The organism is Pseudoalteromonas sp. S4492 (assembly GCF_005886115.1).
GTDB lineage: Bacteria > Pseudomonadota > Gammaproteobacteria > Enterobacterales > Alteromonadaceae > Pseudoalteromonas > Pseudoalteromonas gelatinilytica.
Genome location: NZ_PNCP01000006.1, coordinates 73,794 through 90,845, shown reverse-complemented (window position 1 = coordinate 90,845; position 17,052 = coordinate 73,794). Strand labels below are relative to the sequence as shown.

Here is a 17,052-nt window from a genome sequence, read left to right as displayed (position 1 = left end):
TCTAACTTCTTATTTCCCAGTCTTGACTGGGCATTATAGGTAACGCCCAGCACAAGCTTGCGTCACTGATTAAGGTTGTAATGCCTTACGGCGAAAATAAATACCGCCACATTCAGTACAAGGAGTAATTTGCGTAGCATGGTAAACATCGTAACTATTTTGACAATTTTTACATACTAATGTGCCCATGGCTATCCATTCTCCTTCCTGATAAACACCATTGTGTTGAAAATCTTGGTTTAAGGCTTGCCATTCGAGCTGAGTTTTATCTTCAATGTGCGATAACTCGTACCAAAGCGACTCTTTAAGCTCGAGCCATGCAAGTGAATCATAGTGACTGTCGTTTTCTTTGATGTGGTCGATATCGCGTTGTAAATAGTCACGATACTGATTTAATTTTTCTTGCCCTAAATCTTTAAGTGCCTGCTCTGATTCAACAAATTTCTCCATTGCATCCTTGAGCTCATGATCTTTTACGTCTTTAAGCCAAGCACTCAAATCACTCAGCCAAGATTTATAATCTGCCATCGTTTACTCCTTCAAAAGTGATGAAAAATCAACCGTTATTCTAGTTGAGTATAGGTTAACCTGCCCTGAAAATATATTTCCTTGGAAAATTAACAAAAGCGCCTATTTGCCGCTGTGATTAGCATGTATTTTGGGTTATCCTTATCGACAATTTTTTATTAATTTGCAAGAAGTCTGGAATCGTAGATGCAAGAGCAATATAACCCGCAAGACATTGAGTCAAAAGTACAAGCCTACTGGGAAGAAAACCAAGTATTTAAAGTCACTGAAGATGAGAGCAAAGAAAAGTATTACTGTCTATCTATGTTCCCATACCCAAGCGGCCGACTCCACATGGGTCACGTTCGTAACTACACCATTGGTGACGTAGTATCACGCTTCCAACGCTTGCAAGGCAAAAACGTAATGCAACCTATGGGTTGGGATGCGTTTGGTCTACCAGCTGAAAATGCAGCAATTAAAAACAATACGGCCCCTGCTAAGTGGACTTACGAAAACATCGATTACATGCGTAACCAGTTAAAGCAACTAGGTTTTGGTTACGACTGGGATCGTGAAATCGCAACATGTCACCCAGAATACTACAAGTGGGAACAATGGTTCTTCACTAAGCTTTACGAAAAAGGCTTAGTTTACAAAAAGATGTCAACAGTTAACTGGGATCCAGTTGACCAAACAGTACTTGCTAACGAGCAAGTAATTGATGGTCGTGGTTGGCGTTCAGGTGCGATTGTTGAGCAAAAAGAAATTCCACAATGGTTCATCAAAATCACTGATTACGCACAAGAGCTATTAGATGATTTAGATAAGCTTGATCACTGGCCTGAGCAAGTTAAAACCATGCAGCGCAACTGGATTGGTCGTTCTGAAGGTTTAGAAATCGAATTTAAGCGTGCTGATAACGAAGACACATTCAGTGTTTATACAACGCGTCCAGATACCTTCATGGGTGTGACGTATGTAGCTGTTGCTGCTGGTCACCCGATTGCTCAAGAAGCCGCTAAAAACAGCGATGCTGTAGCAATGTTTGTTGATGAGTGTAAAAACACGAAAATCGCAGAAGCAGACATGGCCACTATGGACAAAAAAGGCATTGCAACTGGCTTTTATGCAATTCACCCATTAACAGGTAAGCAAGTGCCAATTTGGGTCGCTAACTTCGTATTAATGGATTACGGCTCAGGCGCTGTTATGGCTGTTCCTGCGCACGACCAACGTGACTACGAGTTTGCAACAGCGTACGGTCTTGAGATTGCTCAAGTTATTGCACCAGCTGAAGGTTCAGAAGAAAGCGTTGATTTAGACAACCAAGCATTCACTGAAAAAGGCGTGTTAGTTAACTCTGGTGAGTTCGACGGCCTTGAGTTTGAAGCAGCGTTTAATGCCGTTGCAGACAAACTAGAAGCATTGGGTGTAGGTGAGCGTAAAGTGAACTTCCGTCTACGTGACTGGGGGGTTAGCCGTCAGCGTTACTGGGGCTCTCCAATCCCAATGTTAAGCGACGAAAATGGTAATGAGCTTGCTGCAACAGAAGACATGCTACCCGTTCGCTTACCAGAAGACGTGGTAATGAATGGTGTTACTTCACCAATCAAAGCTGATCCTGAGTGGGCTAAAACAACTGTAAATGGCGCGCCTGCATTCCACGAAACAGATACCTTCGATACCTTCATGGAATCGTCTTGGTACTACGCTCGTTACTGTAGCCCACGTTTTGACGAAGGCATGATTGAACCAGGTGCAGCAAATTACTGGTTACCAGTAAACCAATATATCGGTGGTATTGAGCATGCGATCTTGCACTTACTTTACTCGCGTTTCTTCCACAAATTATTACGTGACTTTGGTTTAGTAACCTCTGATGAGCCATTTGAGCGCTTACTATGTCAAGGCATGGTATTGGCAGATACTTTCTATCGTAAAGATGAGAAAGGCGGTGATATCTGGATTTCACCAACAGACGTACAAACTGAAACAGACGACAAAGGTCGTGTTGTTAAAGCGTGGCACAAAGAAGATGGCGAGCCAGTATTCTCTGCAGGCATGAGTAAAATGTCGAAATCGAAAAATAACGGTATCGACCCACAACAAGTTATCGCCCAGTACGGTGCGGACACAGTGCGTTTATTCATGATGTTCACTGCACCACCAGAGCAAACTCTTGAATGGTCTGATTCAGGTGTTGAAGGTGCAATGCGTTTCTTAAAACGTATTTGGAAATACGCTGTTGATGTTGAAACAGTAGGTTATCAAGCGCTTGATAAATCAGCGTTAAATAACGACCAAAAAGTACTTCGCCGTGAACTTCATAAAGCAATTGCAAAAGTGACTGATGACGTTGAGCGTCGTCAAACATTCAACACTGCAATCGCTGCAATCATGGAAATTTCGAACAAGTTACTTAAAGCACCACTTGCTGATAAACAAGATGTAGCAATTGCTAACGAAGCACTTGAAGCATTACTTATCATGCTTGCGCCTATCACACCGCACATGTGTCACCAGTTATGGCAAGACCTTGGCAAAGAAGGCGATATCTTAGATGCAGCATGGCCAACAGTTGATGAGTCAGCACTTGTTGAAGATGAGAAGCTAATCATTGTACAAGTTAACGGTAAGCTACGTGCTAAGCTAACAGTGCCTGCAGATGCAACTAAAGAGCAAGTTGAAGCATTAGCATTTGCTGAAGAAAACGTGACTAAGTTCACTGATGGCGCGACTATCCGTAAAGTAATTTACGTACCAGGCAAACTACTTAACGTGGTTGCTAACTAAGATGGCAGCGCTTCACGCACTGAAAAACGGACTAGCCCTTGCGCTAGTCTGTTTACTGCTGACAAGTTGTGGCTTTCATTTAAAGAAAGCCTCTAACTTGCCTGACGACTTAAAAGTCATCACGCTTGTTGGCGATGATGAAAAGTCAGCGCTTTTCGAATTAGTTGAAAAAGAGCTTATTGCGAGCAAAGTTGAACTTAACCAAGGTGGTAAACACCCTGAGTTAAAGATCCACAAAGACCGTTTAGAGCGTCAAATCTTGTCATTATTTGATAATGGTCAGGTTGCTGAGTATGAACTTGCCTACAGTGTAAGCTATACCTTGAAGCGCCCAGGACAAAAAGCCATTAATCAAAGCTTTGAATTGTATCGTAACTACCAAGACGACCCAGACAATGCCCTTGCCAAAGCAAAAGAGCTTGATTTGCTATTAAGCGAAATTCGTAAGCAAGCAAGTCGTCGTATCGTTCGTGAGTTATCACAACTGTAATGCGTTGTTATGCAAACCAGCTTCCTAGCCAGTTAAAAAAAGGCTTAGCGCCTTTTTATATGGTATTTGGTGAAGAGCCTTATCAAATTGCGCAGTGCGTCATGCAAATACGCCAAGCAGCTAAACAACATGGCTTTGACGAGGTAATCAAATTTACCTTAATGCCGGGTTTTGACTGGCAAGAAATTGTTGCTCAATACCAAAGTATGTCGCTATTCAGCGCTCGTACCTTAATCGAGTTTGATTTAAACGAACAAAAACCAGGTACGCAAGGCAGTCAAATCTTTAAGCAACTTGTTGAGCTTGCTAATCCCGATACTATTTTGGTTTTAAAAGGTGCCAAAGCCAGTCAAGATATACAACGCAGCGCTTGGTTCAAAGCCTTAGATAAACAAGGTTTATTTGTTCCGTGTTATCCGCTTACGGGTAACCACCTAAGCCGTTGGTTAGATGAACAGTGTTATCGTCTAAACTTAAATCTTCACAACAACGCAAAACAAAGCTTAATTGATGCCACTGAAGGTAACTTACTTGCCTGCCACCAAGAATTAGAAAAACTGTCTTTGCTTTATGGTAGCGAACTGATTGACCAGCAAGCTGTGATGCAAGGACTACTCAACCAATCAAAGTTTGATATTTTTGATTTAAGCGATGCTTTATTGAGTGGTCATGCTGATCAAGCGGTTAAAGTGATGACAAAACTGGCTGCCGATAACACTGAAGCCATGAGTATTTTTTGGGCCATTAATAAAGAAGCTACTAACTTACTGGCATTGCAACACGGCCGTTTAAGCGGTGCCAATATGGCTGATTTATACAAGCAGTTTAATATTTGGAAAAACCAACAAGCCGCTGTGCAGCAAGCTTTAAATCGCTTAAATATTAATACCCTCGAACAAATCATAAAGCATTTAGCACAGTTTGATGCGGCTTATAAGCAAGGTAATTTGGTTGCTCCTTATCAAGCATTAATGCAAATATGCTTAGTGTTTTGCCAACCTGTGGCAATGCCATTACCTTGTCATCCGAACCTTGATTAAGAGTAACCATTGATGATTGCTATTTTCGGTGGCACCTTTGATCCAATTCACTTAGGTCATATTAATATGGCCGAGCAATGTGTTCAGCAGTGTCAACTCGATACCCTTTATTTTATGCCTTGCGCTATTCCTGCCCATAAAGCAAAACCTGGGATCAGTGATGAGCACCGTATTAACATGCTAAAGCTCGCCATTGAAAACAATCCACACTTTGCCATCGATTACCGTGAGTTAAACCGAGAAGGTGCGTCGTATTCGCTATTAAGCCTTGAAGAACTGCGCGCAGAAAACCCATCAGCACCGATTATGTTTTTAATCGGTATGGACTCATTCAATACCCTAGATAAATGGTTTAAATGGCAAGAAATTGTCAAGCTTTGTCACATTGTGGTGTACCAGCGTCCGGGGCAACACTGCCAAGTAGACGGTGAACTCGCTGCCTATAAAGCTCATGCCTTTACGGAGCAGCTCTGTCAACTACAACACGCTCCTGCTGGTAAGTTATTATTTTTAAATGGCTTACAAGTAAATGCTGCGTCTAGTGAAATCAGAGAAAAGTTACAATTAAATGCTACCACAGCGGAACTTTTACCTACTGCTGTCAGTCAATACATTGCGCAGCATCATCTTTACCAAACAGATGAATAAATACTGCCTACGTGATAAAATAACAAATTACGATTATTTATTTTTGAGAAAACACTTTGGATTCTAAACAACTACTCGCATTTGCCCTTGATAAAGTCGACGATATGAAAGCCCGTGATGTGGTTCAGCTTGATGTTCGTGGTAAATCTGACATTACCGATTACATGTTAGTATGCTCTGGTAACTCTAAACGTCACGTGCAATCAATTGCAGCTCACGTTGCTAAAGAAGCACGCCATGCAGGTGAAGAACCGCTTGGTTACGAAGGCCAAAATGAAGGCGAATGGGTGCTTGTTGACCTAGGTGATGTGGTTGTGCACGTAATGCAAGACCAAACTCGCGATTTCTATGATCTAGAGAAACTTTGGGGTTAACCCTTAGCAAGGACATAGGTAACCATTTTGAAAATACAATTGATTGCTGTTGGTACCAAAATGCCAGCATGGGTTGAAACCGGATTCACTGAATATCAACGCCGTTTTCCGCGTGATATGCCTCTTGAACTAATTGAAATCCCCGCAGGCAAACGTGGTAAAAATGCGGATATCAAACGTATTTTACAACTTGAAGGCGAAAAGACCCTAGCTGCGATCCCTAAAGGCAACCGCATTGTTACGCTAGAAGTAACTGGTAAACCAATGGATACCCATCAGCTGGCAAAAAGTATGGAAAAATGGCAACTTGATGGCCGTGATGTCAGCTTGCTGATCGGCGGTCCTGAAGGCTTAGCGCCTGAGTGTATCGCAGCCTCAGAGCAAAAGTGGTCATTATCCAACCTAACACTACCGCACCCTTTAGTGCGTATTATTGTTGCTGAAAGCCTATATCGTGGCTGGAGCTTGAATAACAACCACCCTTATCATCGCGAGTAGTAAAGCCAATGCGAAAACACAGACCCACAATTCGAGATCACTCGGCTGAAGCTAATTTATTTGCCCGCCGAGCATTTGTGGGTTTTGTGTTTGTTACACTGTTAATTGGCGTGTTGCTATCAAATTTATACAACATCCAAGTTATTGAGCATCAAGATTATCAAACCCGCTCGAATGATAACCGAATCAAAGTCATTCCTATCGCCCCTAACCGTGGCCTTATCTATGACAGAAATGGCGTGTTACTGGCAGAGAACAAGCCGGTTTATAATTTAGAAGTGATCCCCGAAGAGGTTGATAACCTCGAACAGGCACTGAGCGAAGTTGAAAAAGTTATTGAAATTAGTGAGCAACAAAAAGCTGACTTTTTAGATGACATTAAGCACAACCGCCGCTTTAAAAGCCAAGTATTAAAAGCCCGTTTAGATGAAACCGAAGTTGCAAAATTTTCGGTTAATCAGCATAAGTTTCCAGGCTTTAGTATCGAAGCGCGTCTAGCTCGCTATTACCCATATGGTGATACCCTCACCCATGCCTTAGGTTATGTTGCCAAACTCAACAAAAAAGAGCTCACCAAACTGGAAGCAGAAGACCAAGCAACCAACTACCGCGCAACGCACGACATTGGTAAGCTAGGTATCGAAAAGTATTACGAAGAACTTCTTCATGGTGTAGTTGGTTCACAGCGCGTTGAAGTGAATAACCGTGGCCGAGTTATACGTACTTTAAGCCTCACACCCCCTGAGCCTGGTCACGACTTAGTACTAACTCTGGATATTGGCCTACAGCAAATTGCTCAGCACGCATTGAAGGATATGCGTGGCGCCATCGTGGTACTAGACGCTAAAGATGGTGGTGTTTTAGCCATGTATTCCAACCCAAGTTATGACCCTAACTTATTTGTGCATGGCATCAGCAGTAAAGATTATAAAGAATTATTAAACCCAGACCGACCACTTATCAACCGGACCACCCAAGGTCGCTATGCCCCAGCCTCAACGGTTAAGCCCCATATGGCAATTCTTGCCCTTGAAGAAGGACTGGTAACCGAGCAAACACAAATTTGGGATCCGGGCTTTTTCCAAATTCCTAACGTAGAGCACAAATGGCGTGACTGGAAACGTTGGGGTCATGGTCATGTTGATGTGTATCGTGCCATTGAAGAATCATGCGATACCTATTTTTATGATGTAGCTTATCGACTTGGTATTACAAAAATCAGCGACTTTATGTCGCAGTTTGGCTTTGGCGAGCTATCGGGTATTGATATTCATGAAGAAACTGCCGCCATTATGCCTTCTAGAGAATGGAAAGAAGCACGTTTTAGAGAATCATGGTGGCGCGGTGATACGATTTCAGTGGGTATCGGCCAAGGCTATTGGACCGCCACACCGATGCAAATTGCTAATGCTACCAACATCTTAGTGAATCGAGGTTTAGATCACCCGCCACATCTTGTGCAGGTAGCGAAAAAAGAAGACGAAGTAACACAGATTAATAATGATGAGAAACCACCTTTGGTACTCAAAAACCCTCATCATTGGCAAATTGCACTAGATGCCATGCACAACACCGTGCATAAAGTCACCGGCACCGCCCATAAAGCATTTAAAGGAGCAAATTACGACCCAGCAGGTAAAACGGGTACTGCTCAGGTTGTAAGTATTGCCCAAGGTGAGCGTTATGATGCTAAGTCACTTAAAGAGCGTCAGCGAGATAACGCTATCTACGTTGGTTTTGCTCCTTATAAAGACCCACAAATTGTGGTCTCTGTGGTGGTTGAAAACACCGGTGGTGGTAGTACGGTTGGTGCGCCAATTGCGCGTCAATTGATGGATTACTACTTTTCAGCTAACCCAATACAAATTGCCCAGAGTGATGCGCCATGATCCCATTAAATAAAAAGCGTTCAATATGGCAGCGCCTACACCTAGACTTTCCTCTGCTTCTAGCTCTGATGACGATGATGGTAGCCAGCCTTGCCATTGTATACAGTGCCAGCGGCCAAGACTCAGCGATGATGATACGCCACGCAACACGTATGTTTGGCGCTATCCTAGGCATGTTTATACTCGCGCAATTTTCACCTAATACATTAAAAAGCATGGTTATCCCTCTTTATTGCATCGGCCTTTTGATGCTGGTTGGGGTGTTGTTATTCGGGGTAAGTTCGAAAGGTGCTCAGCGCTGGCTTGATTTAGGTGTGACCCGTTTCCAGCCGTCAGAATTAATGAAAATTGCCGTGCCTATGATGGTTGCTTGGTATATTGGTCGCAACCATTTACCGCCTCGACCGCTGCACTTAATTATTGGTTTTGTGATTGTGATGGTGCCCACCATTTTAATTAAAGAGCAACCCGACTTAGGTACATCTATCTTGATTGCCAGTTCAGGTATTTTTGTATTGTTTTTATCTGGTCTTAGTTGGCGCTTGATTGGCTTTTTATCAGCGACAGTGGCATTAGCAGCTTGGCCGTTTTGGCATTACGTGATGCTTGATTATCAAAAGCAACGAGTACTGACCTTTTTAGATCCTGAAAGCGATCCGCTTGGCTCTGGTTACCACATTATTCAATCGAAAATTGCAATTGGCTCGGGAGGAATTGAAGGGAAAGGCTGGCTGCAAGGTACGCAATCGCAACTAGAGTTTTTACCTGAGCGTCATACCGATTTTATCTTTTCTGTACTGAGCGAAGAGTTTGGCCTGTTTGGGGTTTGTTTATTATTGTGTATGTACTTATTTATCATTGGTCGTGGGTTGTATATCGCAGTGAACGCTCAAGATGCGTTTGGTAAACTACTTGCTGGCGCATTAACACTGACCTTCTTTGTTTATGTATTTGTTAATATTGGCATGGTATCGGGTTTACTACCGGTTGTCGGTGTTCCGTTACCTCTGATAAGTTATGGTGGCACCTCAATGGTGACCTTAATGGCCGGATTTGGCATTATCATGTCAATCGCCACCGATAAAAGGATGCTTTTAAAATAATGACACAGCGAGTCAACTTCTTACTTATTGCGTTATTTTCTGTGCTGCTAGCAGCATGTAGTTCATCTTCGCAACAAGGCCGTTATGCCTTGGAGCATGATGCAGCCCCGCTTCGAAAACCAACCGAGCTGGAAATGCAAGATGCGATTGTCACTGCGGTTGTTAAAAGTGCAAGCGCTAGCCGTCCTTACGAGGTTCGCGGTAAACGCTACACGCCGATGCTAGATGAAACTGGCTATGCAGAAGAAGGCATTGCTTCGTGGTATGGTCGAAAGTTTCATAATTATCACACCTCAAACGGCGAAGTGTACGATATGTTTGCGATGACAGCCGCCCATAAAACGCTGCCGCTACCGAGCTTTGCCAGAGTAACAAATTTAGATAATGGAAAATCAGTGATTGTTCGCGTCAATGACCGTGGCCCATTTCATGATGACCGTATTATCGATTTATCTTATTCTGCGGCCTATAAATTAGGTTATTACCGAAAAGGTACAGCCCGTGTTAAGGTTGAGGCTGTTACCCTTGCCAATTCTGCCCCTCGTTTAAGCTACATACAGGTTGCAGCGGGAAGTACTCTTGCTAATGTTGAGGCGCTCGCGTTTCAACTTCGTCAGCAATATCATGTGCCAACAAACATTGTTGAAAAAGACGGGATCTATCGATTACGTCTCGGTCCAATTAAAGATGCCGCAGAAGCACAAGCAGTTTTAGAGAAGCTAAAACAAAACCAATTTCAGAACGCGTTCTTGCTTTACAGTGAGTAAGGCCTTTAGAATAGGTCAACGCGACATGTTTAACTTTAACCATTAATGAGTACGATGAAATCTATAAAATATAAAATCTTAAGTGGCGTTTGTGGCCTTGTTTGCACTGCTAGCGTATTTTCAGCAACAGCCCAAATCATCCCTGCCCCACCTCAAGTTAATGCGAAAGGTTACTTTCTGGTTGATTTCACCACAGGTAAAGTGATTGCCGAAGGCGAAGCAGATACCAAATTAGCACCGGCTAGTTTAACCAAAATGATGACCAGTTATGTAATTGGTACAGAAATCAAAGCAGGCAATATTGCGCCAACTGATATGGTTACTGTAAGCGAAAAAGCGTGGGCAAAAAATTTCCCTGAGTCATCAAAAATGTTTATCGAAGTGGGTAAGCAGATCAGTGTTGATGACCTTAACCACGGTATTATTATTCAATCAGGTAACGATGCTTGTGTCGCAATGGCTGAGCACATTGCTGGAAGTGAAAGTGCATTTGCTGATTTAATGAATGCCCATGCAGAAAAGCTTGGTATGACGAATAGTCACTTCATTAACAGCCACGGCTTAGATACTAACGAGCACTACACAACACCACGCGATATGGCAACATTAGGTGCTGCTCTTATTCGTGATGTTCCAGATGAATATGAAGTATACGCACAAAAATCATTTACATTTAATGGCATCAAGCAATACAACCGCAACTCATTGTTGTGGGATGAAAGCATGAATGTTGATGGTATTAAAACAGGCCATACATCAGAAGCAGGCTACAGCTTAGTTAGCTCAGCAACAAAAGACGACATGCGTTTAATCGCGGTAGTGATGGGCACAGAAAGCGAGCGTGCACGTAAAGTTGAAAGCAAAAAGCTATTAAACTACGGTTTCCGCTTTTTCGAAACAATCACACCATACAAAGCAGGCGACAGCTTTGCTGAGCAACGTATTTGGATGGGTAACAAAGAAAACGTATCGCTAGGTATACTAGAAGATACGCCAATTACTATTCCACGTGGCCAACGTAAAAACTTAAAAGCGAACTTCGAGCTTGATAAAACATTAGAAGCACCGCTTGCTAAAGGCACGAAAGTAGGCACGCTTTTCTTACAACTTGAAGGTGAAGAAATTGCACAATATCCACTAGTTACACTAGAAGAAGTGGAAGAAGGCAGCTTCTTTAGCAAGATTTACGATTACCTACGTTTACAGATCCAGTAATCTGGTCATAAAGTTTATAAACGCCTTGCATCGCAAGGCGTTTTTTTTTGTCTGAAAAATGATAGAATGCGCCCCATATCAGTCGCGCTGGGTCGAGTGCGTCGTAATCTAAGTTTGCTTAATATCAAGAAATGGTAGAGATCACTTCTTTTAAGCACACGCATTGTTTGAGGAGTCACCGTCGTGGTTCAACCTGTAAAAAATACTAAGTTTGACGAGTATTTAGATTTCCCTTGCCCATTCACATTTAAAATCATGGGCTTAGCAAACGTAAATCTGACGGATCAGATCCTAGAAAAGCTGCAACCAATTGCTCCGGGCGACTATGCGCCAAAGGTTAAACCAAGCAGCAAGGGTAATTACGAATCTGTGACGCTTGTAGCAACCGTTACAAGTAAAGAGCACATTGAAGAAATTTATAACGTGATCAGCAACATCGATGACGTACGTCACATGCTATAGGCCGATTACGGAGTAACTCGTGAGCGAAAGAGAATTAATCGTTCGTCAATTAGGTCGTCAGCGTTACATGCCAATTTGGCAAAAAATGCAATCTTTTACCGACACCCGTGATGAGCACACTGCCGATGAAATTTGGCTTGTAGAGCACGAGCCTGTATTTACGCAAGGCCAAGCTGGTAAAGCTGAGCACTTATTAAATACCGGTGATATCGAAGTGATCCAAGTAGACCGTGGGGGTCAAGTAACCTACCACGGACCGGGTCAGCAAATGATGTATGTGCTGTTCAACTTACGCCGTTTAAACATTGGTGTAAGAGAGCTGGTAACCTGGCTTGAAGAGTGCATTATCGACACGTTAAAAGACTATGACATTGATGCCTACGCAAAAGCAGATGCACCGGGTGTTTACGTTAACGATAGCAAAGTTGCTTCATTAGGTCTTCGCGTTCGCCGCGGTTGCTCTTTCCACGGTTTAGCACTTAATGTAAACATGGATCTTAGTCCATTTTTACGTATTAACCCATGCGGCTATGCTGGCATGAACATGGTGCAAACAACCGACCTTAACGGTCCGCAAAACCTCGAGCAAGCAGGTGCAGGGCTTGTAAAACACATGATTAAAAAGCTTAATGCTACTGTGGTTAAGCACACTGAAGGGTTTGAAAACGAATGAATAAACCAGTCAAAATGGAACCGGGCGTAAAACTGCGTGATGCAGAAAAAATGGCGCTGATCCCAGTTAAAGTTTTACCGACTGAAAAGAACGAAATGCTGCGTAAGCCAGAGTGGCTAAAAATTCGCTTACCAAAATCAACCGAGCGTATTGATGGTATTAAACAAGCGATGCGTAAACATGGTTTGCACTCAGTGTGTGAAGAGGCATCATGCCCTAACCTATCTGAATGTTTCAACCACGGTACAGCGACTTTCATGATTTTAGGTGCAATTTGTACTCGTCGTTGCCCGTTCTGTGATGTTGCCCACGGCCGTCCATTAAAGCCAGATGCAGCTGAGCCTGAAAAGCTCGCACTGACTATTAAGGACATGAAGCTGAGCTATGTTGTAATCACGTCAGTAGACCGTGATGACTTACGTGATGGCGGTGCACAGCATTTTGCTGATTGTATTCGTGAAATTCGTAAGCACAATCCAAATATCACAATTGAAATCTTAGTACCTGATTTCCGTGGTCGTATGGACAGAGCCCTTGATATCTTAATTGAGACGCCACCAGATGTATTTAACCACAACCTAGAAACAGCACCGCGTTTATACAAATTAGCGCGTCCAGGTGCTGATTATAAGTGGTCACTTGAGCTATTACGTCGTTTTAAAGAAGCACACCCAAATGTGAAAACGAAGTCTGGCTTGATGGTGGGTCTTGGTGAAGAGATCAGTGAAATCGAAGAAGTGTTACGCGATTTACGCGCACACAACGTTGATATGCTTACCGTAGGTCAATACTTGCAACCTTCTAAGCACCACTTACCGGTTAAACGCTACGTGCCGCCAGCAGAGTTTGATGGACTAAAAGAGTATGCAGATGAAATTGGCTTTACACATGCAGCTTGTGGCCCATTTGTTCGCTCAAGCTACCATGCTGACCAACAAGCAGCTGGTAAAGAAGTGAAGTAAGCCTTCTTACAGATGTCAAAAAGCCCGCATTAAGCGGGCTTTTTAATGTTCCAAAATATCAGCGCCCATAACGCGCTAAGAACATTTTCACGGTTTCGCTTATCACTTTGTTGTCTGAGTCGCCTTCTTGGCGCTCAAAGCCATACAGCAACGGATAAAAGATCAGCGACTTTAACTGATAAACAAACTGTTTTGCCGCAAACTCAACATCATCAATCGTTAACACCTGCGCTTGCACACCCGCTTCTAAAAACGCCACCAGATCTTGCATACAGCCCATGTTATTACTGGCTAATGATTTTGCTAAATCAGGTTGCTGTAACATTTGCATAAAAGCGACTTTCGCTACTTTTAAAAACTCTTCAGAGGTGAGTAACGTGACTTCTTGTTCAGCAATGCGTGTTAATTGCTCAGCAATTGGCAAAGCAGCATCAAACACCACCGCTTGCTCTTGGCGAACTTTTTCAAACATAAACACTAGAATAGCTTGAAACAACACATCTTTATTTTCAAAGTGATTGTATACGGTGCGCTTTGAGGCACCCGCTAAGCTTGCAACCTGATCCATACTTGTATGCTCAACACCCTGCTGAAAAAACAATGTTTCAGCTGCATTCAAAATATCTAATCGTTTTCTCTGTGATAATTTCATGGACCCCTCCGATAAGGGTTACTAGTGTAACGCAAAAATAAAAAATGCACTAGATAGTTTACTTTTATAGCAAACCATGAAAAACTACACCGTGTAGTTTACTTATGGTGACGATATGAAATTTCTAAAATGGCTCGCAATCGCCACTCTATGCATCGTGATAGGAGTGTTTATTATGAATAATCAATTAGCCGCTGAAGGCGTGAGTGAGAACAGCCACTCTGCGCAATTATCTGATGGCAAGTTCCACAATAGTGCTGAAGTAGAAAGACCCAGCTTTAAGAAAACGCTAGGTATCTTCAAACGCTTTATTACTGAAAAGAAAATTGATGCAGAGCCAAAGGGCGAGCTGCCTATGCATTCTGTTTCTCACGCTCAGCTTGAGCGTTTATCAAATGACACAGTGCATTTTGTAAAGCTAGGTCACTCCTCTATTTTAGCGAAAGTGTATGGCGAATACTGGCTATTTGATCCAGTATTTTCAGAGCGCGCTTCGCCTTTCTCATTCATGGGTCCAAAGCGCTTTCAGCCAACACCTATCAGCATTGCAGAGTTACCTAATATTGCCAAGGTGTTTATTTCACACAACCATTATGACCACTTAGATAAAGCAGCAATTAAACAGCTTGTTGATAAAACAGATTCTTTTTATGTGCCATTAGGAGTCGAAAACGACCTGAAAAAATGGGGCGTTGATGAACAAAAAGTGCATAGTTTTGATTGGTGGCAAGAGCAAAATATAGCTAATAGCCAAATTGTATTTACACCAACCCAGCACTTCTCTGGCCGAGGTTTAACAGACGGCAATAAAACCCTTTGGGGCTCTTGGGCTATTAAAGTAAATGACAAGCGCTTTTATTTTAGCGGTGACTCTGGCTATTTTGCTGGCTTTAAAGAAATTGGTCATCGTTATGGGCCATTTGATATCACCTTTATTGAAACCGGCGCTTACGACAAAGATTGGGCTGACATTCATATGACACCAGAACAATCAGTGCAAGCCCATCTCGATTTACAAGGTGATGTAATGGTGCCAGTGCATAATGGAACATTCGATCTCGCCTTTCATGCTTGGTATGACCCACTTAAACGTGTCGCTAAAAAAGCAGGACAGGAGCAAGTATCACTGAGTACTCCGCTAGTTGGAGAGGTTTTTAAGATTCAAGATACCGCGATTGATAAAGCGTGGTGGTAAAATTGGCAGGGTGAAAGGTGCATTATTATCCTTTCATCCTGAATAATTAGTTATTTGTAGACTCTTTCTGGACAGCCCCCCTTCGCGTCCCATATAGTGAAACCCTGTGCAATCAACCAGAAAAACTATGACAACTCACCTTAAGTATGCAAGTTTGGCACTTGCAGTTGGTTTATTCGGTTGCTCTGAGCAACCAACATCAAGCGCTGATGCAACAAGCGCAAGCAGCCATGAAGCCGTTAACATTGCCAATGTACGCTCACATATTAAAACCCTCGCCTCTGATGAATTCTTAGGCCGCGGCCCTTTAACTGAAGGCGAAACACTGACCATTAACTATTTAGCCGACGAATATAAAAAACTCGGCTTAAGCGGCAGTTTTAATGGCGAGTTTTTACAGCCAGTTACCATGGCAAAACTCACTCCAGATCAAAACATGACCTTAAAAGTAGGTGATTTAAGTTTTAATGCTGGCAGTGATTTTACCGCCCGTACGCAGCAGATTAATCCTGAAATCAACATTGATGGCTCTGATGTAGTGTTCGTTGGCTACGGTATTAATGCACCTGAATATAACTGGGATGACTTTGCAGATATTGATGTAAAAGACAAAACAATCATTGTACTTGTTAATGATCCTGGTTTTGCCACCCAAGACGACGCACTTTTCACCGGTAATGCTATGACCTACTACGGTCGTTGGACTTACAAATATGAAGAAGGTGCACGCCAAGGTGCAAAAGCGGTATTTATCGTTCACGAAACGGCTCCTGCAGCTTACCCTTGGGGCGTTGTAGAAAGCTCGAACACGGGTAGTAAATATACCTTAATCGACCAAGATAAAAACGCTTCTGACATCCCTGTAATGGGCTGGATTGACGAACAAGCGGCAAATGAAATATTTGCTCAAGCGGGTCTTGATTATCAAACCGAAAAGGCCAACGCACTAAAAGCTGACTTTAAACCTGTCGACTTAAAAGCGAAAGCAGCCCTAACACTGAAAAGCGATATCTCTCAAGCACAATCGCATAACGTTGTTGCAACGCTTAGAGGTAGCGAAACCCCTGATGAGTACATTGTAATTGGTGCACACTGGGACCACTTTGGCACCAAGCAAACTGATGAAGGCGTGAAAATCTACAATGGTGCTGTTGATAACGCATCAGGTAGCGCAGCAACGGTAGAAATAGCCCGTATTCTTACTGAAATGCATAAGAAAAAACCATTTAAACGCTCGATTATCTTTGCCAACTTTACGGCTGAAGAAACTGGGCTTATTGGTTCTGAGCAATTCGCTACTGGCGAAATTGTACCAACCAAGCAAATGGTCGCACTGCTTAATATTGATGGTATGAACGTACTTGATGGCGTTGACTACATATTACAATACGGTAAAGGCATGTCTGAAATGGAAGACTACCTTGCAGATGCAGCGAAAGCACAAGGTCGTCATGTAAAAATGGACCCTCGTCCTCAAAATGGTTTGTTCTTCCGCTCTGATCACTTCTCTCTAGCTAAGCAAGGCGTGCCTAGCTTACTATTTATGAGCTTAGGTGATACAGATCCTGATTACATCGCCCATAAATATCACAAAGAAGCTGACGACTATTCAGCAGATTGGTCGATGGGTGGTGTTGAGCAGGATATTGAGCTGATCGTAGATATTGCCGCTAAACTTGCTAATAACGGCGATTGGCCTAAGTGGAAAGCCGAGTCTGATTTCAAAACTCGTCGCTTACAAGACACGCAATAATCTTCGCTTAGATATAAAAAAACCGAGC

Annotated in this window: 17 protein-coding genes; 15 read left to right on the top strand and 2 right to left on the bottom strand. The window is 42.8% G+C overall.

Annotation, left to right across the window (positions count from 1 at the left end; translation table 11 throughout):
• Positions 1-69 precede the first annotated feature (69 nt).
• Positions 70-528, bottom strand: coding sequence for a zinc ribbon-containing protein (locus CWC28_RS02830; RefSeq protein WP_138624699.1), 459 nt, complete (start codon positions 526-528; stop codon positions 70-72).
• A gap of 186 nt (positions 529-714) precedes the next feature.
• Between CWC28_RS02830 and leuS the strand changes: the two genes are divergently transcribed.
• From leuS to lipA, 13 genes are all read left to right on the top strand, one after another.
• Positions 715-3,303 (top strand): leucine--tRNA ligase, encoded by a 2,589-nt coding sequence (leuS, locus tag CWC28_RS02825; protein WP_063702313.1) that lies wholly within the window; start codon positions 715-717, stop codon positions 3,301-3,303.
• A 1-nt stretch (position 3,304) separates the two neighbouring features.
• Positions 3,305-3,793: an LPS-assembly lipoprotein LptE gene (locus CWC28_RS02820; RefSeq protein WP_063702311.1), complete on the top strand. Its 489-nt coding sequence runs from the start codon at positions 3,305-3,307 to the stop codon at positions 3,791-3,793.
• Positions 3,793-4,833 carry a DNA polymerase III subunit delta gene (gene holA, locus CWC28_RS02815; protein ID WP_063702308.1) on the top strand — a complete coding sequence of 347 codons (1,041 nt, stop codon included), beginning with the start codon at positions 3,793-3,795 and terminating at the stop codon, positions 4,831-4,833. Before CWC28_RS02820 ends, holA begins: the two co-directional genes overlap by 1 nt.
• A 12-nt stretch (positions 4,834-4,845) precedes the next feature.
• Positions 4,846-5,481 carry a nicotinate-nucleotide adenylyltransferase gene (nadD, locus tag CWC28_RS02810; RefSeq protein WP_063702306.1) on the top strand — a complete coding sequence of 212 codons (636 nt, stop codon included), beginning with the start codon at positions 4,846-4,848 and terminating at the stop codon, positions 5,479-5,481.
• Positions 5,482-5,537: 56 nt separating this feature from the next.
• Positions 5,538-5,855, top strand: coding sequence for a ribosome silencing factor (gene rsfS, locus CWC28_RS02805; RefSeq protein ID WP_063702304.1), 318 nt, complete (start codon positions 5,538-5,540; stop codon positions 5,853-5,855).
• A 27-nt stretch (positions 5,856-5,882) separates the two neighbouring features.
• Positions 5,883-6,353, top strand: a complete 471-nt coding sequence (rlmH, locus tag CWC28_RS02800) for a 23S rRNA (pseudouridine(1915)-N(3))-methyltransferase RlmH (RefSeq protein ID WP_036967350.1) — start codon at positions 5,883-5,885, stop codon at positions 6,351-6,353.
• Positions 6,354-6,361: 8 nt separating this feature from the next.
• On the top strand, positions 6,362-8,242 hold the full coding sequence (mrdA, locus tag CWC28_RS02795) for a penicillin-binding protein 2 (protein WP_138624698.1): 1,881 nt from the start codon (positions 6,362-6,364) through the stop codon (positions 8,240-8,242).
• On the top strand, positions 8,239-9,345 hold the full coding sequence (gene rodA / locus CWC28_RS02790; protein ID WP_105180764.1) for a rod shape-determining protein RodA: 1,107 nt from the start codon (positions 8,239-8,241) through the stop codon (positions 9,343-9,345). The genes mrdA and rodA overlap by 4 nt, the downstream gene beginning before the upstream one ends.
• Positions 9,345-10,112 (top strand): septal ring lytic transglycosylase RlpA family protein, encoded by a 768-nt coding sequence (locus tag CWC28_RS02785; RefSeq protein ID WP_138624697.1) that lies wholly within the window; start codon positions 9,345-9,347, stop codon positions 10,110-10,112. The genes rodA and CWC28_RS02785 overlap by 1 nt, the downstream gene beginning before the upstream one ends.
• Before the next feature lie 54 nt (positions 10,113-10,166).
• Positions 10,167-11,327: a serine hydrolase gene (locus tag CWC28_RS02780; protein WP_063702297.1), complete on the top strand. Its 1,161-nt coding sequence runs from the start codon at positions 10,167-10,169 to the stop codon at positions 11,325-11,327.
• Positions 11,328-11,510: 183 nt separating this feature from the next.
• Positions 11,511-11,789 carry a DUF493 family protein YbeD gene (ybeD, locus tag CWC28_RS02775; protein WP_054551674.1) on the top strand — a complete coding sequence of 93 codons (279 nt, stop codon included), beginning with the start codon at positions 11,511-11,513 and terminating at the stop codon, positions 11,787-11,789.
• 19 nt (positions 11,790-11,808) lie between these two features.
• Positions 11,809-12,462: a lipoyl(octanoyl) transferase LipB gene (lipB, locus tag CWC28_RS02770; protein ID WP_105174594.1), complete on the top strand. Its 654-nt coding sequence runs from the start codon at positions 11,809-11,811 to the stop codon at positions 12,460-12,462.
• Complete coding sequence (lipA, locus tag CWC28_RS02765; protein ID WP_063702293.1) at positions 12,459-13,424, top strand: lipoyl synthase; 966 nt, start codon at positions 12,459-12,461, stop codon at positions 13,422-13,424. The genes lipB and lipA overlap by 4 nt, the downstream gene beginning before the upstream one ends.
• A gap of 58 nt (positions 13,425-13,482) precedes the next feature.
• Here the strand turns inward: lipA and CWC28_RS02760 are convergent, their stop codons facing one another.
• The gene (locus CWC28_RS02760) at positions 13,483-14,076 is read right to left on the bottom strand and encodes a TetR/AcrR family transcriptional regulator (protein WP_063701947.1); all 594 of its coding nucleotides are present in this window, start codon (positions 14,074-14,076) and stop codon (positions 13,483-13,485) included.
• 175 nt (positions 14,077-14,251) lie between these two features.
• Between CWC28_RS02760 and CWC28_RS02755 the strand changes: the two genes are divergently transcribed.
• Both CWC28_RS02755 and CWC28_RS02750 read left to right on the top strand, forming a co-directional pair.
• Positions 14,252-15,271 carry an MBL fold metallo-hydrolase gene (locus tag CWC28_RS02755; protein ID WP_249324942.1) on the top strand — a complete coding sequence of 340 codons (1,020 nt, stop codon included), beginning with the start codon at positions 14,252-14,254 and terminating at the stop codon, positions 15,269-15,271.
• A gap of 127 nt (positions 15,272-15,398) precedes the next feature.
• The gene (locus CWC28_RS02750; protein WP_138624695.1) at positions 15,399-17,024 is read left to right on the top strand and encodes a M28 family metallopeptidase; all 1,626 of its coding nucleotides are present in this window, start codon (positions 15,399-15,401) and stop codon (positions 17,022-17,024) included.
• Positions 17,025-17,052: the final 28 nt, after the last annotated feature.

Bases quoted from the DNA above. Each gene is read 5' to 3' on its own strand.
- CWC28_RS02830 (WP_138624699.1), bottom strand. From the start codon at position 528: ATGGCAGATTATAAATCTTGGCTGAGTGATTTGAGTGCTTGGCTTAAA.
- leuS (WP_063702313.1), top strand. From the start codon at position 715: ATGCAAGAGCAATATAACCCGCAAGACATTGAGTCAAAAGTACAAGCC.
- CWC28_RS02820 (WP_063702311.1), top strand. From the start codon at position 3,305: ATGGCAGCGCTTCACGCACTGAAAAACGGACTAGCCCTTGCGCTAGTC.
- holA (WP_063702308.1), top strand. From the start codon at position 3,793: ATGCGTTGTTATGCAAACCAGCTTCCTAGCCAGTTAAAAAAAGGCTTA.
- nadD (WP_063702306.1), top strand. From the start codon at position 4,846: ATGATTGCTATTTTCGGTGGCACCTTTGATCCAATTCACTTAGGTCAT.
- mrdA (WP_138624698.1), top strand. From the start codon at position 6,362: ATGCGAAAACACAGACCCACAATTCGAGATCACTCGGCTGAAGCTAAT.
- rodA (WP_105180764.1), top strand. From the start codon at position 8,239: ATGATCCCATTAAATAAAAAGCGTTCAATATGGCAGCGCCTACACCTA.
- CWC28_RS02785 (WP_138624697.1), top strand. From the start codon at position 9,345: ATGACACAGCGAGTCAACTTCTTACTTATTGCGTTATTTTCTGTGCTG.
- CWC28_RS02780 (WP_063702297.1), top strand. From the start codon at position 10,167: ATGAAATCTATAAAATATAAAATCTTAAGTGGCGTTTGTGGCCTTGTT.
- lipA (WP_063702293.1), top strand. From the start codon at position 12,459: ATGAATAAACCAGTCAAAATGGAACCGGGCGTAAAACTGCGTGATGCA.
- CWC28_RS02760 (WP_063701947.1), bottom strand. From the start codon at position 14,076: ATGAAATTATCACAGAGAAAACGATTAGATATTTTGAATGCAGCTGAA.
- CWC28_RS02755 (WP_249324942.1), top strand. From the start codon at position 14,252: ATGAATAATCAATTAGCCGCTGAAGGCGTGAGTGAGAACAGCCACTCT.
- CWC28_RS02750 (WP_138624695.1), top strand. From the start codon at position 15,399: ATGACAACTCACCTTAAGTATGCAAGTTTGGCACTTGCAGTTGGTTTA.